General features: G+C 54.7%; 20 protein-coding genes. 6 read left to right on the top strand and 14 right to left on the bottom strand.

Annotation, left to right across the window (positions count from 1 at the left end; all coding sequences use genetic code 11):
• Nucleotides 1-3: 3 nt before the first annotated feature.
• The 8 genes from cphA to BM022_RS16000 form a co-directional block, all read right to left on the bottom strand.
• Nucleotides 4-2,307 (bottom strand): cyanophycin synthetase, encoded by a 2,304-nt coding sequence (gene cphA, locus BM022_RS08660; RefSeq protein ID WP_091138545.1) that lies wholly within the window; start codon nucleotides 2,305-2,307, stop codon nucleotides 4-6.
• 428 nt (nucleotides 2,308-2,735) lie between these two features.
• Nucleotides 2,736-3,209: a cyanophycin metabolism-associated DUF1854 family protein gene (locus BM022_RS08665; RefSeq protein ID WP_091138547.1), complete on the bottom strand. Its 474-nt coding sequence runs from the start codon at nucleotides 3,207-3,209 to the stop codon at nucleotides 2,736-2,738.
• Nucleotides 3,202-5,526 carry a cyanophycin metabolism-associated ABC transporter gene (locus tag BM022_RS08670; RefSeq protein WP_371264311.1) on the bottom strand — a complete coding sequence of 775 codons (2,325 nt, stop codon included), beginning with the start codon at nucleotides 5,524-5,526 and terminating at the stop codon, nucleotides 3,202-3,204. The genes BM022_RS08665 and BM022_RS08670 overlap by 8 nt, the downstream gene beginning before the upstream one ends.
• A 114-nt stretch (nucleotides 5,527-5,640) precedes the next feature.
• Nucleotides 5,641-5,799 (bottom strand): hypothetical protein, encoded by a 159-nt coding sequence (locus tag BM022_RS15995; RefSeq protein WP_256209070.1) that lies wholly within the window; start codon nucleotides 5,797-5,799, stop codon nucleotides 5,641-5,643.
• Nucleotides 5,799-6,545 carry a DMT family transporter gene (locus tag BM022_RS08675; RefSeq protein ID WP_256209071.1) on the bottom strand — a complete coding sequence of 249 codons (747 nt, stop codon included), beginning with the start codon at nucleotides 6,543-6,545 and terminating at the stop codon, nucleotides 5,799-5,801. Before BM022_RS08675 ends, BM022_RS15995 begins: the two co-directional genes overlap by 1 nt.
• A gap of 44 nt (nucleotides 6,546-6,589) precedes the next feature.
• Entirely contained in the window at nucleotides 6,590-7,825 is a 1,236-nt protein-coding gene (locus tag BM022_RS08680) for a MalY/PatB family protein (RefSeq protein ID WP_371264312.1), read from the bottom strand.
• Nucleotides 7,822-10,026 (bottom strand): 5-histidylcysteine sulfoxide synthase, encoded by a 2,205-nt coding sequence (ovoA, locus tag BM022_RS08685; RefSeq protein WP_256209072.1) that lies wholly within the window; start codon nucleotides 10,024-10,026, stop codon nucleotides 7,822-7,824. Before ovoA ends, BM022_RS08680 begins: the two co-directional genes overlap by 4 nt.
• Nucleotides 10,027-10,775: 749 nt before the next feature.
• Nucleotides 10,776-10,910: a hypothetical protein gene (locus BM022_RS16000; RefSeq protein ID WP_256209073.1), complete on the bottom strand. Its 135-nt coding sequence runs from the start codon at nucleotides 10,908-10,910 to the stop codon at nucleotides 10,776-10,778.
• 1,032 nt (nucleotides 10,911-11,942) lie between these two features.
• On the opposite strand from BM022_RS16000, the gene BM022_RS08700 reads away from it, so the two are divergent.
• The 5 genes from BM022_RS08700 (at nucleotide 11,943) to BM022_RS08715 (ending at nucleotide 15,399) form a co-directional block, all read left to right on the top strand.
• Nucleotides 11,943-12,821 (top strand): alpha/beta fold hydrolase, encoded by an 879-nt coding sequence (locus tag BM022_RS08700; protein ID WP_218146862.1) that lies wholly within the window; start codon nucleotides 11,943-11,945, stop codon nucleotides 12,819-12,821.
• Between the two features lie 150 nt (nucleotides 12,822-12,971).
• Nucleotides 12,972-13,520, top strand: coding sequence for a Slp family lipoprotein (locus BM022_RS08705; protein WP_091138558.1), 549 nt, complete (start codon nucleotides 12,972-12,974; stop codon nucleotides 13,518-13,520).
• 6 nt (nucleotides 13,521-13,526) lie between these two features.
• Complete coding sequence (locus BM022_RS08710) at nucleotides 13,527-13,727, top strand: hypothetical protein (RefSeq protein ID WP_091138560.1); 201 nt, start codon at nucleotides 13,527-13,529, stop codon at nucleotides 13,725-13,727.
• 113 nt (nucleotides 13,728-13,840) lie between these two features.
• Nucleotides 13,841-13,945: a PEP-CTERM sorting domain-containing protein gene (locus BM022_RS15180; protein ID WP_143079555.1), complete on the top strand. Its 105-nt coding sequence runs from the start codon at nucleotides 13,841-13,843 to the stop codon at nucleotides 13,943-13,945.
• 194 nt (nucleotides 13,946-14,139) lie between these two features.
• The gene (locus BM022_RS08715; RefSeq protein ID WP_091138562.1) at nucleotides 14,140-15,399 is read left to right on the top strand and encodes a hypothetical protein; all 1,260 of its coding nucleotides are present in this window, start codon (nucleotides 14,140-14,142) and stop codon (nucleotides 15,397-15,399) included.
• Nucleotides 15,400-15,617: 218 nt separating this feature from the next.
• Here BM022_RS08715 and BM022_RS08720 read toward each other — a convergent pair whose 3' ends face one another.
• From BM022_RS08720 to BM022_RS08730, 3 genes are all read right to left on the bottom strand, one after another.
• On the bottom strand, nucleotides 15,618-16,004 hold the full coding sequence (locus BM022_RS08720) for a TIR domain-containing protein (RefSeq protein WP_091138564.1): 387 nt from the start codon (nucleotides 16,002-16,004) through the stop codon (nucleotides 15,618-15,620).
• 124 nt (nucleotides 16,005-16,128) lie between these two features.
• Complete coding sequence (locus BM022_RS08725; protein ID WP_091138653.1) at nucleotides 16,129-16,518, bottom strand: RidA family protein; 390 nt, start codon at nucleotides 16,516-16,518, stop codon at nucleotides 16,129-16,131.
• 112 nt (nucleotides 16,519-16,630) lie between these two features.
• Nucleotides 16,631-17,068, bottom strand: coding sequence for a hypothetical protein (locus tag BM022_RS08730; RefSeq protein WP_091138565.1), 438 nt, complete (start codon nucleotides 17,066-17,068; stop codon nucleotides 16,631-16,633).
• Between the two features lie 665 nt (nucleotides 17,069-17,733).
• Between BM022_RS08730 and epsA the strand changes: the two genes are divergently transcribed.
• A complete protein-coding gene (gene epsA, locus BM022_RS08735; protein WP_091138655.1) occupies nucleotides 17,734-18,492 on the top strand; it encodes an XrtB/PEP-CTERM-associated transcriptional regulator EpsA in 759 nt (252 codons plus the stop codon).
• Between the two features lie 75 nt (nucleotides 18,493-18,567).
• Here epsA and BM022_RS08740 read toward each other — a convergent pair whose 3' ends face one another.
• Genes BM022_RS08740 through BM022_RS08750 form a run of 3 tightly spaced genes read right to left on the bottom strand, consistent with a single transcriptional unit; the run spans nucleotide 18,568 to nucleotide 24,021 of the window.
• Nucleotides 18,568-20,958, bottom strand: a complete 2,391-nt coding sequence (locus BM022_RS08740; protein ID WP_091138567.1) for a sucrose synthase — start codon at nucleotides 20,956-20,958, stop codon at nucleotides 18,568-18,570.
• A complete protein-coding gene (locus BM022_RS08745; protein ID WP_091138568.1) occupies nucleotides 20,942-23,113 on the bottom strand; it encodes an HAD-IIB family hydrolase in 2,172 nt (723 codons plus the stop codon). The genes BM022_RS08740 and BM022_RS08745 overlap by 17 nt, the downstream gene beginning before the upstream one ends.
• Complete coding sequence (locus BM022_RS08750) at nucleotides 23,110-24,021, bottom strand: carbohydrate kinase family protein (protein ID WP_091138657.1); 912 nt, start codon at nucleotides 24,019-24,021, stop codon at nucleotides 23,110-23,112. The genes BM022_RS08745 and BM022_RS08750 overlap by 4 nt, the downstream gene beginning before the upstream one ends.
• Nucleotides 24,022-24,144 lie beyond the last annotated feature (123 nt).

The raw sequence follows: 24,144 nt of genomic DNA on the forward strand, positions 1-24,144 counted from the left end.
GGTTCAGCACGGAAGCTCCAGTGCCGGATTTCGCTCATCGGTTTCATCCGCGTCAGCAGCAGCAGGGGCATGTGCGCGGGGCCTATGAAAGTTTTTGATTCCGTCACGGATGAGATCAGGCGCGATGTCAAGCGCCCACGCAGCAGCCACTCCCGCAAGAATATTTTCCACTTGCCTAATCTCATCTCCGCAGTTGGGCAGGGCGATCTCCGCCAGCGTCGCAAGCGCCCTCTCGTTCAAACCGTTGACAAGGAGAATTTCACCGGAGCGAACGATCACCGCCCGTTTCCCGCGCATGGACCCCATGCCACTCGTGCCATGCTCACGGTGCTCCCTGATGACTTGGCCTTCGGAATCCGCACTGAAGTAAATGACTTCGCCATTGCACAAACCCGCCATTTCCACCAGCATCGGTTCATCAGCGTTAAGGACCGCCGCGCCCGTCGGCAAGATAACGTCCACCTGTGTGCGCAGCACATCGAAAACTTGTTCGGGCGTTTGGATATCGTATTTGCCGTAGTGCCGTTCCAGCTCAACATTGGTAACGACGCCAACCTGGCAACCGTCGTAGGCCAGCCCTTCGCACAGAATGCTATCGCTTCCATTTTCCATAACCGCGGCTTCAATCGAGCGATTTGTCAGCAGGTTGCTGGCGGATTTCCATTTGGCATGGTCGCCGCTGAAGACCTGCCTATGGTCGAGGAAAAATCCATCGCTGCAGGCGAGTCCCGTATGCCTTCCCGAAAGCGCGAGCAGATGAGCGACAATGTGCGCTACCATCGTTTTACCGTAAGTCCCGGTAACGCCCACCAGCGGGATGCGTCCATCATCTTGGGTCGGGAAGAGATGCGCGGCAATCGCGGCACCAACGGGCCGGGGGGTGCCGACAGCGGGTTTGATGTGCATCAGCAAACTTGGCCCCGCGTTGACTTCAACGATCGCGCCGCCCTGTTCAGCAAGCGGGCGTGATATATCCTTCGCAACGAGATCGATACCGGCAATATCCAATCCGATAACGCGGGCAGCAAGCGAGGCAGCAGCGGCGATGCTGGGATGCACTTCGTCGGTAACGTCGAAAGCGTGGTTGCCGTTCCGTTGAATCAGAACTTCGAGGCCTGCTGGTGGCACCGAATCAACGCTAAAGCCCTGACGGGCGATCTCCATCCTTGTTACCCCATCCATGCTGATCGGGTTAAGGGGATGATCTTCCGTCTCGCCGCGCCGCGGATCGGAATTGATCTGCTCTCGAATCAGCTCCCGAAAGGTGGACCTTCCATCTCCGGTAACCGACACCGAGTCACCCCTGTTTGCCGCTACCAGGCGGCCACCAACCACCAGCAGGCGGTGCTCCGTACCGGGGACATAGCCTTCCACCAACACGCCGGTGCCCTCTTTCAGCGCCACTTGATAGGCTGACTCAACCTCTTCTCTCTTGTTCAACTCTATGAAGACGCCGCGGCCATGATTGCCATCGCAGGGCTTGATGACGACGGGAAGGCCTATATCTTGGGCAGCTTCCCAGGCATCCTTGGGGCTCAGGACCACGCGGCCCTCGGGAACCGGAACGCCACAGGACCTGAGCAGTTCTTTCGTCAAATCCTTGTCGCGCGATATGCTTTCGGCGATTGCTGGCGTCCGGTCCGTTTCGGCGGTCCAGATACGCTGACTGCGCACTCCATAGCCGAGTTGCACGAGGTTACCTTTGGCCAGCAGGCGAATGGAGGGAATTCCGCGGTTTGTGGCAGCCTCGACAATACATGCGGTGGAGGGGCCCAGCCACAACGAGTCAACCATATCGCGCAGCCGTTCAATGGCAGCCGTTACGTCATACGCATCGCTGCCCTGCTGGCAGCCCATTGCCGAGAGCACCAGTTCCCGCGCCGCCAATAGAGCGCTGCGCGCAATATCCTCATGCCAAGCGCTGACAACCACCTTGTAGACGCCGCGCTGCGAGGTTTCGCGGGCTCTGCCGAAGCCGCCCGGCATTCCTGCCAGGTTCTGCAGTTCAAGCGCAACGTGTTCAAGAATGTGACCCGGCCATGTCCCTTCCTCCAGTCGTCGGAGAAAGCCGCCCCGCTCTCCGTAGCTGCAGCGGTGCTCGATCAGGGAAGGGAGCCACGAAGAAAGGCGTTCGTAAAAACCGGGAATGGTATTGGAAGGGAAATCCTCGAGATCACCTATGTCAACCACTGCCTCCAGCACCGGACGAAGCGTCCAGAGGTTGGGACCGTTCAGATGGCGGATTTCGAGAAACTTGATATCTTTTTTGTCGACGTGCTCGGTATTCGTATTCGCATAGGCCAGCATAGAGTTTTACAGGGAGTGGATCGAAGATAAACTAACGCAATGCGCCGAAAACGGTTTACAGCTGTGCATGATTAAAATTTTTTTGAAGAACGTTGGGGAGAGCGGAATAAGGCATATCGGCAAAGAAGAAAGCACGAGTCGTGCCAACTCTTGTTTACTAGCCGGATCAACCGTTTAATGTCTTACACTGGCAGCAAACACAAGCCGATATGTCGCTGTTTCTGTACAAACATTTGTGAAATTGATGTGAAGCCGTTGACGCGTAATGAATATTTCTGTCGCCACGCAACGACAGGGCGTGCAGAAAGCCAATTCTTGCCCCTCCCTCGAGTGTCGGTGAGTGAGCATAGTCCCGATGGGTCGTTCGGCAGCGTTAGGCTCGAAGGATCAACCCTCTTCCTCGCAGAGCCCAGCCTCGCTAGTTGTATTTATAGAAAGCGGTCCAGAATCTTTCGGCTGTGATGATCGAGGGAAAAACGATCACGAATCAGAAACTGGACGCCCTGACTGTCGGCAATGAGCAGAGATGGCGAAGCAAGGCGCCGGATATCTTCTTCGCCCTTGAGGATGAAAGACGTATCGCCGCGGTTGGTTTCCACCTGCCAGGCGCTGGGCGTAACAAAGCTCGAAACATCACGGATGCGCCGGATTTCAGGAATAAACTCGCGCGTAGCAAGCTCCGCTGCGACAATTGCACGTAACTCGTCTGGAAGATCGCTCAGCTGTTCGATCCAGGCCAGTTCGTGACCCTGCTGGTCGATAAGGGCAATGGCGCGGTCCGGCGCAGTAATGGGAAACGCACGTACCGGGATTACGCCTTCGTGAACCGGACCGTTCGCCTCCGAAAATACAACGCGCCCGAATGCGTTGCGGCTCAATCTGTAAGTTGCCTGATCACTCATTTACGATTGTCCTGGGCTTGGGATCAACACTGTGTCTGCGCAAATTATCCTCGGTGTCGACGTTGCGTGCCTGCGCCTGATAAAGACGGTAGTAATGGCCCTCCCGTACCATCAGCGTATCATGATTGCCGATCTCGACCACGCTGCCGCGGTCGAGCACGACCAGCCGATCCGCATGCTGTAGCGTGGACAGACGATGGGCGATAGCGATCGTCGTACGCCCGCGCACCAGGTTTTCAAGCGCCTTCTGGATTTCCTTCTCCGTGGTTGTATCGACTGACGAGGTAGCCTCGTCCAAAATCAGGATGCGCGGATCGATCAGCAGGGCGCGCGCAATGGAAATGCGTTGGCGCTCTCCACCTGAAAGGGCCTGGCCCCGCTCGCCAACCAGGGAATCGTAGCCGTGAGGCAGGCGCAGGATGAATTCATGGGCATGCGCTGCACGGGCAGCGGTAACGATCTCCTCCCGGCTCGCGTGAGGTTTGCCGTAGGCAATGTTTTCAGCGATGGTTCCGAAAAATAGGAAGGGTTCCTGAAGCACGAGACCGATATGTTTCCGGTATTCCGCTACCTGGAGCGCGCGGATGTCCACCCCATCCAGCAAGATCGCCCCTTCCGTCACATCGTAAAACCGGCAAATGAGATTTACCAGCGTACTTTTTCCTGAGCCACTATGCCCGACGAGGCCGACCATTTCCCCCGGCTCGATGATTAGACTAATGTTCCGGGTCACGCTACGGGTGCCATAACGGAAGCCGACATCGCGCAACTCGATACGACCCGCGACGGCGGGAAGGTGCACGGGCTGCGCGGGCTCGGGAACGCTGGAAACGTGATCGAGAATTTCAAAGATGCGTTTGGTGCCGGCTGCCGCTTTCTGGGTGAAGGAGACAATACGGCTCATTGAATCCAGCCGAAGATAGAACCGGCTGATATAGGTGAGAAAAGCAGTCAGCACCCCCACCGTGATTTCATCCTTCGATACCTGCCAGATGCCAAATATCCATACCACCAGCAGTCCGATCTCAGTGAGCAGTGTAACGGTGGGCGTGAACAACGACCAGACCTTGTTGACCCGGTCGTTGACTTCCAGGTTGCGGTCGTTTGCCGCGCGGAAACGTGTTGCCTCGCGCTTTTCCTGCGCGAATGCCTTGACTACACGTACCCCTGGAATAGTATCGGCCAGCACGCTCGTCACCTCGGCCCAAGCCCGGTCGACCTTTTCGAATCCAGTGCGCAATCTGTCGCGTACTAAATGGATCAGCCATGCAATGATCGGCAGCGGGGCCAGAGTGACCAGTGCGAGCAAAGGATTGATCGAAACCAGGATGATTACCGTCATGCCGATCATCAAAACGTCGGTTGCGAAGTCCAGCAGGTGCAGCGACAGGAAAACGTTGAGGCGATCGGTCTCGGAACCGATACGCGCCATAAGGTCGCCGGTGCGTTTTCCGCCGAAATATGCGTGCGAGAGTTTGAGGAGATGTTCGTAGGTGGCCGTACGCAGGTCGGCTCCAATCCGCTCGGATACGCGTGCCAGCATATAGGTCCGGGTACAGCCCAGCAACCATGCCAATACAGCGGCCCCAAGCAAACCGGTCAGGTAAAATGTGACCAGATCTACATCGATCGGCTTACCGTTCTGATAGGGGATCAGCACATTATCCATTAGCGGCATGGTCATGTAGGGCGGGACCAGCGCGGCCGCTGTGCTGCCTAGAGTGAGCAGAAAACCCGTGAGCAGCCGCCACTTGTACGGCTTTGCAAACCGCCATAGGCGGAACAGCGTCCACGTCGAAGGTGGCGTGGCGCTCTCGCCCCGGCACGTTGCGCATTCCACCTGACCCGGTGGCAATGGGGCATCGAGCACCGCTCCGCAGCGGGGACACATTGCCTCAGTCTCAGTATTTAGCTGGCGCGCCTCCCCAGTGAGCTGGAAATCGAGTTGGTGGTTAAAATGGTCAGCCAGGCGTCTGGCGGCGGTATCGCTTCCTAGAGTGTAGCGCCAACGCACAAGCAGCGAATTCTCATCAAGAAGCTCGAGACTGCCCACACCCGAATGATCGTGGCGCGCCAGCCGCAATGTCGGGCGGTATGCCCAGTCCTGCCAATTAACATCGCTCCCTGTCTTGCCCAATAATCGTTTATTGGTAACCACCACCAGCCCGGACGAGAAATATAACTGGGCATCCAGATTGGTTTCCAGCCAAGCGAGTACCCTCTCTTCATCCAAAAGCTGTGACTCAACCTGGGCAGTCCACGTCAATGGCAAAACCGGGGATGAGATCTCAGAAGAGACACCAGTCGGTAAAGTCACGGATAGATCGGGATCGGTCATTTTGAGCGTGTATATAGAACTGGAACCATCGTGATTGGAAATGGCGCAAGAGCTCAGGCAGGGGCATTATCGCTTCGCTCAGCGCGGGTTATGTTACTTGCACGCATGCGCCGATGGAAGGGGGCCTCCCTGCCGGGCGCCGAGCACGGCGCCCGCGGTTACTGCCGCCAAACCTGCCAACGTAGTGGCCGACAACGGCTCATCCAGGAGCGGCACGGCGGCAAGCGCGGAAAATACCGGCACAAAAGCCATCAGCAGCGCCACTGTTTGGGTTCCGAGGCGGCGCACGCGAACGTATAGAGCAGCATGGCGACGAATACCACCAGCACACCTTGATATAATGCTTGAGTGAGGATTTCGCTTACAGGGGCCTGATCAAATGCACTCGGCAGGAACAACCACCATATCGGCAGGTAAGCCACCGCACTACCCAAAGTGGTCGCCACCGTTGCGGCAAGGAGGGTTACTGCATAACGGCCTAGTAGCAGCGAAAAAACCGCCCACGACAATGAGCCATATAGGAAAAGCAGATCGCCAAAAATCTGCCTGCCGGTGAGTTGGGGCCCGCGGGAAAAAGAGTCGGCGGCAGTCAGAATGATCCCCACCAGGACAACAACCAGCGCCGCCCGGCGGGATGGGGCCGGCTTATGGCCGAGCCACAGCCAGGCAATGATCATCGTCAAAAATGGCAACGCGCCGGGCAGCAGTACAGCCGCATGCGCGGCCGGCGTCATTCGGAAAGCCGCATATACCGCAATTGCATAGCCGATGCCGCCGGAGAGGGAAAACAGCGCGACCACCCGGAGTAATGGCAGCGAGACTCGCGGCAGGAAAAAGACGGCAATTACGGCACCCACGCCAAAACGCAGCGACGCAATGTCCCAACTGGTAAGCGTACCTGTTCCGCCATGACGGGAAACAAGAATGAAGCCCGTCCAGATGCATATGGTAAAAAAAACCGCAATCCAGCCGCTACGGGAATTTGTTGTCGCGCTCATGACGTCGAGGAACCCGTATACAGATCTGTCGTGGAGTGGGAGACCTATATGGAGGTTTCTCTATCGGGAGCCGATCCATGATTTGTCCTATGGCGTGCTTTCCTGATGTTCTCCAGTGCGTTCTTGATGACGCGACGCGGAGCACCGATATTCATGCGCATGAAACCACTGCCCTCATCGCCAAATAGGGTGCCAGGACTCATGCCCACGCCCGCTTCCTCTACAAAGAAGCGCCTGAGCTGTGTGTCATCATCGATTCCCAGCTCGATTTTAAGCAGCCGACAATCCAGCCAGAGCAAATAAGTGCCCTCCGGTTCCACAAGCCGGATCTCCGGCAGATTGGCCGCCAAGTAACCGGCAACGAAATCGCGCGTTTCCTGTATATAAATCAGTAACGCACTCAGCCATGCGTCGCCTTCCTGGTACGCTGCCTCGAAGGCGGCGATACTGAAGGGATTGGATGCGCTGACGTGCATCGTGTCAAAAACACGGGCGAGCGCTTCCCGGCATGCCATATCGGGCACGATAAGCGCGGAAAGATTCAACCCGGGAATATTGAACGTCTTGCTGGGGGCAACAGCGGTTACGATCCGCGTCGAAACTTGTGCCAGATCCGCAACCATGTGGTGCCTGCTACCGTGGTAAACCAGATCGGCATGGATCTCATCCGAAAAAATGACTAAATCGTGTTTTTCGGCAATCTGCAGGATACGCTTCAGTTCGGATTCGCTCCATACCCTACCGACCGGATTATGCGGGGAGCACAGCAACAACAGGCGCGCCGTGGCGGCACATCTTTCCAGTCCATCAAAATCCATCTCATAGCGACCGTTGCTGCGGCGCAAGGGGTTGAGCACCAGCTGCCTGCCGGTATTCGTGACAGCAGAGAAAAAAGGGAAATATACCGGGGGCTGCACGATGACCTGTTCGCCTGGCTCGGCAAACGCCATGATAGCCGCATGTACCGACGGCACCACGCCGGGACACATCATGATCCAGTCACGCCGCACTTCCCAGCCATGACGACGCCATAGCCATTCTACCAGGGATTGATACAGGCTATCCGGATAAAGCGTGTAGCCATAAACAGGGTGGGCGGCGCGCTGCGAGAGTGCGCGACTCACGGCTGGGGGCGCTGCGAAATCCATGTCCGCGACCCATAGGGGGATGACATCCTCCCTGCCGAATATGTTTTGGCGTCCGTCGTATTTCAGGCTGGCCGTGCCGCGGCGATCGATCCCGCTATCGAAGTCATAGCCCGAAACACTTTCCAGGCTCAAGCAGTCCGCTCCCAGATCGTGGCTTCTGAGAGTGTATGCTGGAACTTGCGCCGGGTCTCGCGAATCACGAATGGAACTTCCTGGGGCCCTTGAATCAGCTTGAAATGTGCCCCCAGCATCTCTTTCAACCCGTCAAGGGTGCCGAAGCTTTCGCCATCCCGCTTAAACCCGCCAATCCATGCATCCCGCTTGGTATGCTCCTCCAGCCAGGTATAGGGAGAGGCGATCAGCAATAGCCCACCAAGATTAAGACGCGTGTGTATCGTTCTAAGAAGCTTGGCTGGGTCATAGAGCCGGTCGATCAGATTAGCTGCAAGGATGAGGTCGTACCCGCTGAACAGGGGCTTGAGATTGCAGGCGTCACCCTGATAAAAGGCGACCCGATTCTTGACCTCCTCCAGGCCAAGTCCGGTGAGGGTGCGCTCGCGGTAAAAAACCAGATCGCCCTCATCCGCCAGGGTATAGCGCAGCGCGCCCTGCTGGGCAAGCTGGACACCCTGGCCGATGAAACGGGCGGAGAAATCGATCCCGGTTACGTCCTCAAAATGCCGCGCCAGTTCGAACGTAGCGCGCCCGGATGCACAGCCAAGATCCAGCGCTCTGTGCGCCGGCTTATCTTTCATTGCGGCTATAGCCAGTTCAGCCAACGCTTTGGGGAAATTCGGCACATCAAAATACGTATCACCGTAGTGGAACTCGGCGTATTCGGACAGAAGCTTGTCGGTTTCGTAGTGCGATCCCTGCTGAACAGCAGGCGCAGCTGCAACGATGTAGCGAAACCCCGCATGCTGGAAAAAATGTCGGCGGAATGCATAGCGGGCGCTCTTCAAAGACTCATTTCCACATGAAATCCATGATCCGCCTTTGATCAGATTATGCCGGCCATCGAAGGTTGGCGTCGTGAAATCATCGTAGTGGGGATGAATATCGAAACCCTCGAAGGGATAGATCGGTGTTTCCGTCCACTGCCATACGTTCCCGACTACATCGTAGAACTCACCGTGGGCAAATTCGTTTACCGGACAGCTGGAGGCCCAATGGTCGAGATGGATATTGGCGGGAGCCGATTCCATATGCGGGAGTTCCGAAAGCCCGGCCACATCATATAACCGGTACCACTCGTCTTCAGTGGGCAATCTGTACGGTTGGCCGCTGAGGGCCGCTTTCCAGTTGCAGAACGCCTTAGCTTCGTGGTAGTTGACTTCCACCGGCCAATCCCAGGGCATGGGAATTTCCATGGTCATCAGGCGCAAATACCAGTCGGACCCTTTTCGAGTCCAGAAGACGGGATAGTCAGTGCGGGTGTAACATCGCCAGGCACGGCCCTCCTCTTCCCAGAAGCTTTCATTTCCGTAACCACCCGCCTGAACAAAAGCGAGAAATTCGCCATTGCTCACCAGGTACTTTGCTGCCTGGAAAGCAGCAACTTGCGCTACGCGTTTGCCAAACTCATTGTCCCATCCGTATGTCGGGTCTGTTTTCGTTTTGCCGAGCTGCACGACACCTTCCGGAACATCGATCAACTGATTTTCGAGCGCCTCCCCGGAGCCTTTATATGGCTCCCAGGCGGGATGGGGGCGCACGTATTCGAGTGCATGCTGGCGGATCAGCACCGAGGATGTCTCAAGATGGATGCGTTCATGTTCAATACCCATCATAATGGTCCACCAAGGGCTATCCCAGCCGATCGGCAAGGTCAGCGGCATGTCGGTGATAAGCTTGTCAACAATAAGGCGCACCTTTGCCCGGTAGGCGCGGACCTCCTCGACCGAGGGCCAGTCGTAATGAGTCGTATCCAGATCGTCCCAGCTCATCTCATCGACGCCTACGGCAAACATCGATTCCAGTCTCGGATTGATACGCTCCGTTATCAGTCCTGCAAGCACCAGCTTATTGGTGAAAAAAGTCGAAGTGTGACCGAGGTAGAAGATCAACGGGTGGCGCAACGAAATGGGTTTTTTTAAATACGCCTCATCGTCCTGTAACGTCTGGAAGAGTTGCTCGTAGCAATCGAGCGTGGCATGGAAGTATCGACGTATCTCCTCACGCTTCGCGGCGGCATCGCTGCCGGCGAGGGTAGGGGTTCTTGGGAAAAGCTGTCCCGGCGTGGACCCGAAACTCTGGTTCGCGGCATTTGCCGAGTTTGCCGGCTGAACTGACTCAGGGGGCACCATAACTTTTCGTGCGTCATTCAAATTCATTTTCAACCTCGGATTCGAGTTGTTAAATAAGATTAAACGAGAAGTTTAACACCTGATACGCTACCTCAACATCGCCGTTGATTGCCGAGATGATGAAATGTTGAACACTGCCTTAGCAAGGCAAGATCGAAGAGCTCGTATAGAGAACAAAATAGAAATCAGTTGAGCCAATGCGAGATTCATTCGTCTGGTTCCAGGACGCACCATCAGTAAGAGAGGCTTGGTAGGAGATCAGAGCGTCGAGCGAGCATCACGAGGATGAAGCAACCTTCCCTGGTCTTCGATTGTAATGATGAAAGTGAGTTCCGCAATTTCGTTCTCGCCTTTACTTCGCACTACTATAACCGGCCTTGGCGGTAACATCCCGGTACGCCCGCATTACGGATGGGTGAAGCGCGGATGCAGCATATATTCGACCGCGAGGTGAATCTGCGCCCCATGCGCGTGGGCTCGCGGCTTAGCGCCGGTTAAGGGGCCGGGAGACGATGCTGTTTCCTGTCATGCCGATAATCCCCCTGGACGCAGCAAAAGATGGCAGGGAACCGGAGGAAGTTGCAGAATACGATGAGCGATGAACGATGAACTACAGATGGATTTCCACGGAGCCACGGCTGCTGGAGACCCCTGCCAGTCTAATCCCGCAATGCCTGAACGTCAACCTGGGCCTCCTTTCGCTGCGCCAGTAAGATCATGCCCGGCAAGACAGATAACGACATACCGCAGTTGCCTTGGGCGAGTATTTTTTTGTTTCACACCTCTCCCATCGCTATTCCGGGCCCGGTAATGCGGTGCCGCGAGCGCTCGCGCAGCGTGCGTTTTAGTCTTTCCTCCTCGACGTGAGCGACGTGAGAGGAGAGTACCGACACGCCCTCTAGCGCATCCATAATTAAGCTGTGTCGGCCCCTGTAGAAATGCCGGATTTCTCCCCGCCAAGCCTGGGGTCTAGAATCAGTTAACAAAAAATATCGCCAAAAGTCGGTTACCGCACATATCTCGAACATCGCGGAAATATATATTCCTCGTCGTACTCCTCGCAGGCGCCTCATAGCGCCTGTATTTACCCGGGTGGACGCGCCGCTGGCGTTTCCCTTTGATAACCAGCGTGTATGTTTGACAGACTCTTTCTCAACAGGAATTACGATGAAGAAACTCAGGAATATTGATCTATCGGGGTATGAGGCAGAAGAATTTGATAAGTTGCTTGACGAAAGCACGAATAAAATTGCGAAACGCCCGCCTAAAACGAAGCGCGCTTGGGAAGCGGATGTGCCAGCTTCGCTGAAGGCTTCCAGACACGGCTCGAGCAGATCGTGCCACCCTCGGCAGCGCAGTATGTGACGATAAAATGACGTGTTCCACATGCATTGCTAAGACCATGGTAGATCGTATATGCTCGTTTGCAATTGCCGAGCGAACATCTTGCATGTGAACCACCCACTTCGCGACCTGCTGTAAACCAGGTTTGTACTTTTTCGGGTTCGCGGTTGGTTTATCGGTGCGGTTGACGCCTCATAGGGCGCCAAACCAATGCTGGCTCCGGTCCTCTTTGCCCAGAAGACCTTTGATTCCGGCCATCCCATGGGAGACTCCTCATGTTGATCCGGAGCTAAAGTACCGGAGCAGTGAAAACATAGCGTATTCTTTGCGCTCGATCGTGCCCGCTTCAGTTCGGGTATAAAGAAGGTACGCCGTCATCGTTGCTCCATTCAGTTATTAAACTCCCCGTCTTCTTATACTAATGATTTGATACAAAAGTAGCGTACGAATATTTTTCAGCGATTCACTACCTCGTGCCATTGAAATCGTCACGCAGCGGCTTTTAGTTTATAACGCCCCGGTGGAGGGTTTTGAGATAGACAAATCCGCAGCCGTTGACGGAACTGGCAGCGGGGAAAGGCAAATGCGAGAGTAATGCAGTGAAAGAAGCAGCGCTTCGTCACCAACGCATCGCGGCAGACGGCATCCATTTGCATGTCGTGGCGGCTGGGAAAGGTCCGCCGGTTATCCTGCTCCATGGCTTCCCCGAAAACTGGCACTCATGGCGAAAGCAAATCCCCGTTTTGGCGGCGGCTGGCTTTTCGGTGCTTGCACCTGACCTGAGGGGATATAACCTCTCGGATCGCCCCGCAGACCAGAGCGCCTACCGATTGGAACATCTCGTAAGGGACGTTGCGGCTCTGGTGCGTGCAACCGGTCATCCCCGTTCGCACATCATTGGGCACGACTGGGGCGGGGTCATCGCATGGGCGTTCGCGGGCCAATATCCGCAACTGGTGGACAAACTTGTCGTACTCAATGCACCCCATCTGAAAATTTACTTTAAAAAGGTGCGATACCCAAGACAGATGCTCCGAAGTTGGTATGTCCTCTTCTTTTTAATACCGCGCTTACCCGAATTCGTTCTGTCTGCAAAAAACTATCGGGCGGTAAGGGAGATGTTTAGGCGGAGCCCCGCGTCCAAAAAGGCTTTCAGCGATGAAGATACCGAACAATATATCCAGGCTCTAGCTTCTCCCGGCGCCCTCACCGCGGCATTGAACTACTACCGCGCAAACATACGCCCGGCAGACATGCGAAGGTTTGTGGATACCATGCCCATCAAAGCCGAGACTCTTGTGATTTGGGGGGAGCTTGATCCTGCGCTTGGAATTGAACTCCTGGAGGGGCTCGACGAGGTGGCTCCACATGTTTGTATTCATCGTGTAGCGCAGTCGAGCCACTGGGTGCAAAATGAGGCGCCTGCTGAAGTTAACCGCATGCTTGTCAATTTTCTCAAGCACCGGAAACGCATTTGAACGCAGCCTCTCCGTTAAACTCGTCCCGGAATCATCATTCCAGGTAACTGTCTAATAGTTCGCACTATTCATTCAGTTTCAACTATTCTTATAAAGAAGAGGCTGACAACAAAGCCGGGGCACGTATCTTCTAAATCAAAGGGGACGAACATGAGACTGCATGTATTGCCACTATGTGTATTCCTGAGCGCCTGTGCCGGCCTGCCCTCGGCAGTGAGGGATGTGCCGGTGACGAACCTCTCTTATGTCCAGGCAAGTGGCGACCCAAACAGTTATAAAGATACTTCCGTCCGATGGGGCGGAGTGGTAATCGATGTCGAGAATGAACAAAACTATACGCTGGTTCAAGTGTTGTCCTATCCCCTCGGCTACGGTGGCCGCCCGCAATTGACAAAACCAAGCGAAGGGCGTTTTGTCATAAAAAGCGCCGAGTTTCTCGACCCCGCCGTTTACGCCAAGGACCGGGAAATTACCGTTGCCGGTGTACTGCAAGGCGATATTGAACGCACGATAGGAAAAAAGAATGTCCGGCTGCCACTACTGTCCGCCACCGCGATTTATTTATGGCCGCTCTATCAGGCCGACCCATATGGCTATGGCTATAGAGGCTATGGCGGATGGGGTTACAGCCCATATTACGGTTACGGCTATTATGGAAGCCCATATTACTGGGGCGGATATTACCGGCCATACTGGTAAAATGGCATCAATGACGCAGGCCGGGTGACTGGGTATACCTCTACGGTCGGAGGCTCTAACCACGCTTTCTCCACGGGTTCCAACGGGGCGGGCATGATGGATCTCGGAATACTAGGTGGCGGCGAAAGCTACGCTCATGGCATCAACGATACGTGGCAGGTGGTGGGGCTTTCAACGTGGCTAAAGACCCTCAGCACGCTTTCGTAACCGGTCCCAATGGCGGGGACATGAACCGTCCCCCAACTCTTTAGCCTTCCAGCCAGCGTCGTTTTGACGGTGCTACCGGCATCAATAACCATGGGCAGGTCGTCGTCAATGCCATGTTTGTTCCCGAATCCGAAACTTATGCCATGCTGCTAGCAGGGCTGGGCCTCGTGGGCTATACGGCGCGTATTCGTCAAGCTGCTGAGGACAACTACCGCTGATCTCCAAAAATATGCGGAGGATGATGAACATTTTTTAAAAAGATCGCAAACGGCGCTAACCCCTCCAGTTGCCCATCACCGTGAGCACGGCTGGAGAGCTAGTCTCTAATTTATCGCTGCATAGCGGTCCGAACATTTGCGCTGACAGTTTGATTTATCCACATCCGCTATCAGGCAAAAACAAACGAGATTGCATGCGAAAACTTTCCCTCCTGATCCTCGGCCTGCTGACTGCTGCACCTCTCGCGCTAATGGCTACCCTGTGGCTAATGGTCGAGGATCGACCTCGTATAGACCGCAAGGTGATTCTCACGCCCGAGCATGTCGGCCGGGCGAAAGACATCATCGATAGACATCGTCATTCAGTAAGGCCGGGAATGCTCGCGGTCGCACGAGTTATATCGGCAGATGCCGATTTGGCGGCGAATTACCTCGCAAGCCGCTTCGGGAATGGCAGCGCCCAATTAACTGTCGCAGACCGCAGCGCGGTCATTCGCCTGACCCTGCCGATGACCGCAACTGGCCTACCTGCTATGAGCGGCTATCTGAACCTTGAGGGAACCCTTGTTCAGACAGATGGGCTTCCGACACTACGGTCGGTGCGCATCGGGAGACTGCCACTTCCCAACGCACTCGCCGAGGTAATCGCGCTTCGGTTCGAGGATTGGCTGCGCCGTAGCCCCGAATATCGCAGCGGGTTCGAGGCCCTTCGGCAGATTAAAATGTCGCGCAACGAATTGACAGTTGTTTATCGTTGGCTCGACAATTTCCCAAATGAAATGAGGGCGTCGATTATTGACGAGCATGAACGTGCTCGGCTACTTCGCTATCACTCTATGTTGGCGGCAAGCAGCGCCGAACACGGCGGGACTATATCCCTGGGAACCACCTTGTCACTGTTAGTGCGCGCTACGCACCCTGCCCAGTCGTTGGAAGATGCCATAGCAGACAATCGCGCGATTATTTTAGTCACAACTTTCCATGTGCTGGGAATTACACTCGAAAAACTGCTACCTGAGGCAGCAAATTGGCCTCGTTCCCGACCTCAGAACGTCACGCTCGACGGACGTGAAGATTTCGCAAAGCACTTCATCGTGTCTGCGGCTATTGCCGCCTTTGCGGATACTGCCCTCGCCGATGCAATCGGCCTGTACAAGGAAATTGATGACGCTAGGTATGGTAGCGGATTCTCGTTCAACGATATTGCCGCCGACCGCGCAGGTACAAAATTCGGTGAGAAGGCTGTGTCGAACGAAGATTCGGCGGTGGATATGCGACGCCGGATTGCGTCAGGACTTGAAGATCGTGATTTGATGCCGAAGTGGGATGATCTTCCCGAATACTTGTCCGAGGCCGAATTCAAGCGCCGGTTCACTGATATTGATTCGCCAGCCTATCGTGGAACGATGGAGAAGATCGAGCAACGCGTTGCGGGCTTACGCGTATTGCATTAGGGTGCTGCCGCGACAATCTTTGGCGCGTGCTGGATGGGACCTGAAAAGCCACCTAGCATCCGAGAGATTTTGACGCAGGATTGGGAAATGGAATGACGGAAGCAATGCCGACCTCGGCAGGAGCACGTAACCTGCCGAGAAAATACATCAAACGATACTTTACTTGTTGTTCACGCTGCTGATTGGTCATGTCTCTCTGCCAGCGATAGTTATTGCCCTCACAACCTTTTTAAGAATGCCGAAATAGTGGAGGCAGTCCAGGCGTCGATCTCGCGCTGACCCACGGGGTCAGGCAGTTTGGAAGGTAGTTTTTCACTGTCACCGTGGATGAGCAGGACGGGCATCTTGCCTTCATAAGCGCACTTTAGCTCCCAGAGCTGACCATCCGCTCGTACGATGTTTTTGGTCACGAGGCCAATCACGCCATCACAGTCGGTAACCTTTTCCCGGCACTCTTCCTTCCATGCCGGCTCCCACGACTGCTTGACGGGCATGTCCACAAACGTAAAACCTGTCTGCTCCTTGTTCAATTGTTCAAGAAGCTGATCGCGCAGTTTTATATCCCGGAGTGCAAAGCTGATAAAGACTTTGTTGGTTGAAGCCATTAAGTTCGTTCCTCCTTCCGTTTATTATATTGCAAGCACCCAAACGGGAACTCTGCTTGCTTTTCTGATTCAATTAAATAAAACTTGCCATATATGTCGCTTAGGCATTAGGGTTAATATCAGCTCAGGCGCTTGGGGCACGATGAGCCGTAACCTGGATTTCGACACGCATGCGTGGATCGGAAAGTCCAGCTGAAATCATCATCGCCGCGGGCCGGGTGTCCCCCAGATATTTTCGAAGAATCGGCCAGCATTTGGGGAAATCCCCTGCAACGGGCAACACGTAAGTAACCCGAACAACATCGCGTAAACTTGCCCCCGCTTCATTTAAGGCTGCCTGAATGTTTTTGAAGCATTGCTCGGCTTGTTCCAACAGGTCATCCGATATGGTCATTGTGCTGTAGTCAAATCCGGTCGTGCCGGACACGAAAATCCAGTCACCCTCGACAACGGCTCTTGAATACCCGATCTCCTGCTCGAATGTCGAGCCTGAACTAATCAATTGACGCGGCATGTAACTTCCCATTTTTTTAGATTAAGACAAGCCATTACCCTGCAACGCCTGATCGCCAGCGAGACCGGTGATACCGCTGGCGTTGAGCCTAACGCGCACGAATGCTGATAATTTAGTGAGAGAAACACTGACTCTTATCTGGCACTACCGTACAGGCGTATCGCAGCTCCTGGACACCTCCCGCACGGTTGAATACGTACTCTGCTCTCATGGCTTTGAATTGTGCATCAGTAAAAGAAATAGAGTCGGGGACATAACGGGCTTCGTTCCAGAACCTGACGCGGCAGAAGTCAGGCTGTGACCGGCACAACTTGCTAAGTGCGGCGCCATAAACCGCCTTGTCCATGTCTCGTTTGGCGTCAATCAGAACCATATGAATATAATTACCGGAATTTCCCAGCTGAACCGATCTGACGAGCTGCCAGCCATCACCCTGAGCTAGCGGTTGTGATTGTTGCTGCGGTTGTGATTGTTGCTGTGGTTGCGATGAGGCTGAAACTGACCATGAGAGAACGAATATGAATGCGATACCGATAATACTTTTGTTCACAAATACTCCTTGGCGGAATCTTTTCCGCCCCTAGAGACCATTAATGTCACGCTGCATAGAATACCGTCGTAGGAGATATAAGGGGGCGCTAGCGACGGGTTTACGGAATTGCTTACATTAAGACCCGGAAGCTGTACGGGGCTGTACCAATACCGCAACCTTAAGCTCGATCTATAGATGTTCTGATGCCATGCGCCGAGCGCCCATGCTCCCTCTGTACGCATGGAAGACATAACACCGCGGAGCCACCCAAAAATAGAGTTTATTTTATCAACAATAAAACGCGCCAACAAGGAAATCCCGTGCCCTGCTCGGCCTGACTCTCCACAGCTGCCATTGCGAAGCCAGCCGCAAAAATCGGGACGACATCTAGCCTCCGGTCGAGGTGACTGCGTGCGAATTTCCTTCATGCCTATCCACCCACCCATGTATGGCCAGGCACGTGCGTTGTAGCGATTAACTTGCCCCGGAGTTTTTTATGTCGAATTTTACTTCGTCGGCTTTCTTTACATGGTAGGTATCGAAACCTTTTTTACTGTTAAAAATCCTCGTATTAAAATTCGGCACAGATCTTGCTCATATCTTTTTAACCAAATATAAATAAAAACGAGAGTCGGCAACAGGCAAAAAAGCCGGCCATTTTCCCTTCAAGCAAAATGTCAGATATGGGTTTGTCCTTTTCACTCTCTGCCGAACAGGTAGAACGGTACGCCAGAATTATTCGCGAATGGATGGCCGTGCGGCGGCATTACGATCTTTTCTTATGGCTCCAGGGCGAAATACAGCACTATCTGCCACACGAAATCATGCTTGCCGCCTGGGGCGATTTCCATTCAAATCTCATCCACCACGATATTGTGTCCGCCTTGATAGGGGTCAGGACGGAACATTCGGACGTAACCAGCCTGTCGCCGTTGCTGCAGGGACTCTTCAACCGTTGGCTCGAGTTGGGTAGGAGGCCGTATGAACTTGGCGTGGGTGAAACTGGTTTCTTGCTTGAAGAGCGTGCCCTTCAGTGTCCGTTGGGCATCGCGTCGCAAGGGATGCAATCCATACTTATCCACGGAATAAGCGACAAACGCGGGCAGCATGATTGTCTTTACGTAATTTTTGGCTCAGGGAAAAAATTCGGCACTTCCTCGTTCAATGCCTTCAATATTCTCCTTCCTTATCTTGATAGCGCGCTGGGGCAGATTGATCCTCTTCCCTCCCACGACCCGCTCGGTCGAGCGCATATAAGCCGGGAAGACTACCGACTGACGCGCCGCGAAACCGAAATCATGAATTGGACCAAGGAGGGTAAGACCACCTCCGAAATAGCTGCTATCCTGGGGATCAGCACATTTACCGTCAAAAACCATTTGCGAAGTATCTTTAAAAAACTGGGGCCTTATAAATTGTACCCGGAAGGCGTGCGAAACTAGGACGGCGCGGTACATATACGACACGGCGCAACTGTTGCCGATCCGTCGCTTCCTGCCAGCCTGCACGCGCAGACCTCATTCATGGAAAAGCGATCCCTGGGCCATTGGCCGAAACTGCAAATGGTAGAACATATTGAGATAACGCATGGTTTCTTCATGCTCTAGATTGCTCACGAACTTCCAGAAACCGTAAATGCGCGACAGCGTCATCATCCGTTCCGCATAAAGACGCCACGTGTAGCGCGATTCCACCCGTTTCAGGGCCATTGCGGAGATCTTGTTCCATAACATCGGGTCAACCGCCGAACGTTCGAAAAAATCTGCCATGGCAGCGGCCGCCGCCGAACCATGATTAGGGTCGAAGTGATAACCCGAAACGCCATGCTGGATGATCTCGCGAGGACCGCCATAACAAGTGGCGAATACCGGCAGGCCTGAGGCCATCGCCTCGATGATGGTCAGCCCAAATGCCTCGAATCGAGCGGGCTGAACAAAAATACCCCGCCGGTCGGCCACGTGCCGATACAATTCGCCGGCGAGATTCTTCTCGAGGCGTATGCCCAACCAACGCATGCTGCCGTCCAGCCCATATTCGTTCATTATGGAATGCATGTGTTCGATTTCGGCTCGCTCCTCGCCATCTGACGACAATGCCGGATCGATGTGACCGCCGATCACGAGTAAATTTGCGACTGCCGGAAGCGCAGGAGATTGCCCGAATAACGCCGCCAACCCCGTCAGATTTTTAACCGTATCCAGACGCGCCATAGTAAAAATCAGAGGCTTTGAAGGATCCGTGAAATGTCCCCGCGAGGGGACGCCTGGCTCCTGCCCATACAGCAGGCGTTCGATTTCCGGTAATAGCGACTGCAGACGGCGTTCGTGGTCGAGATAAGAGAAATACACCTCCGCGTCCGCTCCGGGCGAGACAATGTTGAACTTCGGGTCGAAGAGGTCGATGCCGTTTACCACTCGATATAGCCCGGGCATGGTGAAATGCCGATAAGTCTCATATTGACCCACCGTATGCGCGGTTCCCGCGATTTCCTGGTACGTACTGGTAATAATAAAATCGGCGCTGTTCATCGCGATGAGATCAGCCGTATACTGGCAATTGAAGTGGTACTGTGTTTGGCTCTCCCGCCAGTGCAAGGCGGAGTGCAGGTATTTGCTCTGTTCCAGGGCGTGCGCGATATTGCACTGGGTTACCCCGATTCGCTGGGAGATCAACGAAGCGACAAGATTTCCGTCTGAATAATTACCTATTATGAGATCGGGACGTCCGCTTAACTGCGCGAGGGCCTCCCTTTCCACGTCATGGGCGAAGTTCTCCAGGTACGGCCATATCTCAAAGCGCGATATCCAATGCCTGACAATTTCACCATTGGGCTTGCGGAACGGTACGCGCACGATCCATGCGTTCTGTGTCCCGTGAATTTTTTCGAGCGGCTGATTGCATAGTGTCTCGCCTGCATCAGGAATGAGGCGAGTCGCAATCATGATCTTGGGCCGCACTTCTATTCCCTGCAGTAACAGACGCTCGCTCATGTCCCGCTCCAGCGCCCTCACCTGATCCAGGATATACACCACTTGACCGCCGGTATCCGGCAATCCCAGCACATGGTCCTGGCCGAAAAAGCCATGGGGGGAAAGGATCAGTAATTTTGAGACCATCGGGATACGCGCCAGGAAGTTCTCAAGTATCAAGGGAGAGGGCGCTTCGAGAATATCGACCAGAAGGCTCATGGTATCGGTTACCCGCGCGGCATTGTCCCCCCAGCCAGGAGCGAAGCCGAGCCCGCTGAGTGGCTCCGCAAATTGCTGCCACGGTGTCTCCACGGGGTATTTGTCGAGCAACGCAAGCGCACGGCGCAAACCGGCGCGTAGGGCAGCAACATCCGCAAAGTTACCGCTAAGCATCAGTTGCCGCCCCTCCATGCTATGGACGGTCAAAAAATGCAACAGCTTTCCTGCGCCTGCTCCCGATTGCGTAAAAAGTGTGCCTGCCAACTGCCTGTTCAGGAAGATTACTCCCTGCCCGATCGATCGAACTTCTTTGAGTCTCGGAAAGCCACGATTGAATGGAGCGAAATCCAGCTCCAATACTGGCTCATGAGCACCTTCCGAATGCACCAGCAGTTCCTTGAAAGCAAGATAGTCGGAAACACTGACAAGCTCGGGTACGAGCCGCTGCTGATGAATGCTCATAAAAGACCAGCGGCCGGCATCTTCTCGTAGCGCCATATAGATTAGCGGGGGCCGGCAAATTGCTTCTTGCAGGAGGTCGACCATTTCCTGCAACGGGGTCTCGACAAAAGAATGAGGATGATCCACATTCAACTCGTCAAAAACGGCGCGCAGGTCTGAACGCAGCAACAGGGGCCGTTCCAGCTCGAACCATTTGCGCACGAGGGCATACAAATCGCTACGATGATCCGCAACCCAGGCCTCAAACTTCTGAATCATTCGCCGTCTCCAGTGTGATCGAAGTACCAAATTTATAGTGAGCCATCCCTTCGGCAATGCCATCGGCGTAGCTGGTGCGAGCAAAATAGATCTGCTCATTGCCGCGCAGACTAGACAGTTCCGGGCTGTGATTGGAGACCACAACGCCAAGCGTATCGCCGATCAGCATCTCATGATCATTGCCTGAGTCTCCCGCTACCAGAAAAGCGCGTAGTGGCAACCCCCACTTATACGCCAGGTAACGGATCGCCCGGCCCTTGGAGGCACGCACAGGTAAAACGTCCAGATAAGCCTGCCGGGAATAGATCAATTGAACAGACAAATTCTGCTCGCGCAATAAGCTTCTGACTTCTGATATGGGGGGCAGCTGTGCAGATTCCACGTTGTAGCTGAGCTTGAATTCACGCTGGTTTTCGAGTGGTTGCAAAGTCAACCCGGGCACCGCCCGGAGCGCATTCTCGACCGCGTCGCGGCGCCACAAGTGTTTGATGAAATTCTGCCACCCCACATCCGGTCTAAGTTCAGGACCATAATTGATCTCGCTTCCCACTGCCGTTATAAACACATCGGGTACGGGAACGTTCCATTCCCTCAATATTTTCACTGCGCTATCCAAGGTGCGGCCGGTCGCTACGCCGAAGCCCAAATTCGGCGGCGTAGCTCGCAGCATCGCTAAAAAGCGTCGCAAGGCGGCACGATCCCCCAAAAGGGTGTTATCGATATCACTGATAAGCATCTGTGAGACCAGCGGCAGCGGATGGCGTTGCGATCTTTGGTGAATCGCAATATTCCGACGGATTCGCTTGCGCTCATGATGGAGCAAACGTGACAAAGCGCTTAGATACTTGCGAACGTGCGCGTCCCAGGTGTAGTGGTTCTTGACGCCCGCGATCCCACTGCGGGCCCAGCGCTGCCAACGTGATGGCTCGGCAAGTACATATTCAATAGCGGCGGCAATGGCGCCGACATCGGTGGGATTTACCAGCAGTCCGTTCTTACAGTGCGCGAGAATATCGCGCGGCCCACCGTCCTCCGTCACCACGACGGGTAATCCGCTGGCAGCAGCTTCAATCAAAGTAAGACCAAACGGCTCGGTAAGAGCTGGATTGACAAAGACGCCCCGGCGGCGCGCCGCGAGGCGATAGAAACCGGGAATGTCAGCGGGCTTGTGCTGCTTGGGCAGGGCCACCTTTCCCCATAGATCGTAACGATCAATATCCAGCAGGAGATCCGTCATTACTTCAGACTGAGCATCGTCGAGCGCCCTGATGTCATCGCGATTACCGGCAACAATCGCAAGATTAGCCTGTTCTCGTAATTTGGCTGAATGACCAAACGCAGCAATCAACGCGCCCAGATTTTTTCGTATTTCCGGTCGACAGATGGCAAGCACCAGCGGCTGGCGAGGATGCGTCAGGAAGCGGTCGATGATACGCGTAACCTCGGGTTCGTGCGGAATGTGACGGCTGGGCGGAGCGAAACGGGAAATGTCGGTTCCGGGTGGAATAACAATCGCACGCTCGGGGTGATAATTCGTGTACAGGCCGTATTGCTCGGCGCTTTCCTGAGGAGTGCTGGTTATTATCAGGCTTGCGTTCTGCAGCACCGCTTCTTCGGTGGCGATTCTCCGGCGAAAATTGAATTGACGTTCCAGCGCCTGTGGTTTGCGGCCCTGCGCCAGCAGCCGCTGATGTTTACTGCGTCCAAGCGAATGGCCGGTATGAACCTGAGGAATGCCCAGTAGCTGAGAAAGCTGCATCCCGACATATCCCGCATCGGCATAATGGCTATGAATGACATCGGGCAACCGCTTCTGCTCGCGCAGAAAAAGCAATGCGCGGTCCACCAGTTGATCCAGGTGTGGCCACAGGCTCTCCTTACGCAGGTAGCGGCGAGGACCGCATGGAAGGCGAATGATGCGCGCATGCTTACCCAGTGTCTCTACCGGACGCGCGTACTCGGACGAAACAGTGGGATCTTCTATACGCCGAGTGAGAAGGTCGACTTTAGTCACCTGCTGCTGACGCGCCAGCGACCGCGCCAGTTCCACAACATACAATATCTGGCCACCGGTATCAGCGTCGCGTCCCAGCTCCAGGTCGCTTCCCCGAATCAGTCCGTGCAGGCTCAGCATCAGAATATATAATTCGTTCATTCAGTTGAAAACCATTCATCAGTGAATGGCCGATAAAAATCGTCTTGGTCTGGAACCGCCCCGCGTATCCGGCAAATTGCTCCGGCGAAATGATGTGCCCGCTGCAGGGTTATGGTCAGGGTCCAACCGTGTACCTGTCCAAGTATAAAAATGGCGGAGAATGCGTCGCCCGCCCCGACCGTGTCACGAATATCCTCCACTGATTCGGATGCAATGGTTACAGGCTGTGCAGAATTGTCCATCCACCAAGCGCCCGCCGCGCCACAGGTGACAAGGACTCCCCGCAGGTGATATTGCCGCACCAAAGCATCTGCCTGGGCCTCAGCGGTCGTCTCCCCCAAATCAAGTAGCTGAGTTATTCGCGCCAGCTCGGCATCATTGGCCTTTACTATGTCAGCGTGCTGCAACGACCAGCGTATGCGGTCGAGGTATACCCATGGGTCACGCAGATTAACATCGAAAAACCGCTGTCCATGAACTGCACGCAAGGTGTGGCGCAAAGCTCGATGTGAGCTGGCGCGCTGCGCCAGCGTTCCGAAATAGATCCACTCGGGGCGCGCAGCAAGCGCGGCAATTCTGGATAACCGGGGATGAATATGGTCATAGGCCTGATCGGGAAGGATATCGAACCGGTGACCCGCATCAGTCAACTTCACCTCCACCACGCCGGTGTGGTACACCGAATCAAGCTGCACACCGTGCGTGGTCATTCCTGCACTTTTCAAGGTCTGCAACAGTCGAGCCCCAGCCGTGTCCTGCCCTACACGTGTTATCAGCACAGGGGTACATCCGAACGCATGAAGGTGCCGGGCCACGTTAAACGGCGCGCCGCCCAGCACTTCTCGATCAGGAAACCGGTCTATCAAGATTTCGCCAAACAATAATACAACATGGCGAAGGTCGGTCATTCTCACCTCCTGAAACAGCCTGGCTTTGGAACCCAGGCGCTTGACGACGTGATTCCGCACACCCTGAAAATCAGCCATCGAGGTGTGAGGCGCCGCTCCTTTCAGAAAGTCCAAACGATAACA

Origin of the sequence: Nitrosospira sp. Nsp14 (genome assembly GCF_900113575.1) — a bacterium.
Classification (GTDB): domain Bacteria; phylum Pseudomonadota; class Gammaproteobacteria; order Burkholderiales; family Nitrosomonadaceae; genus Nitrosospira.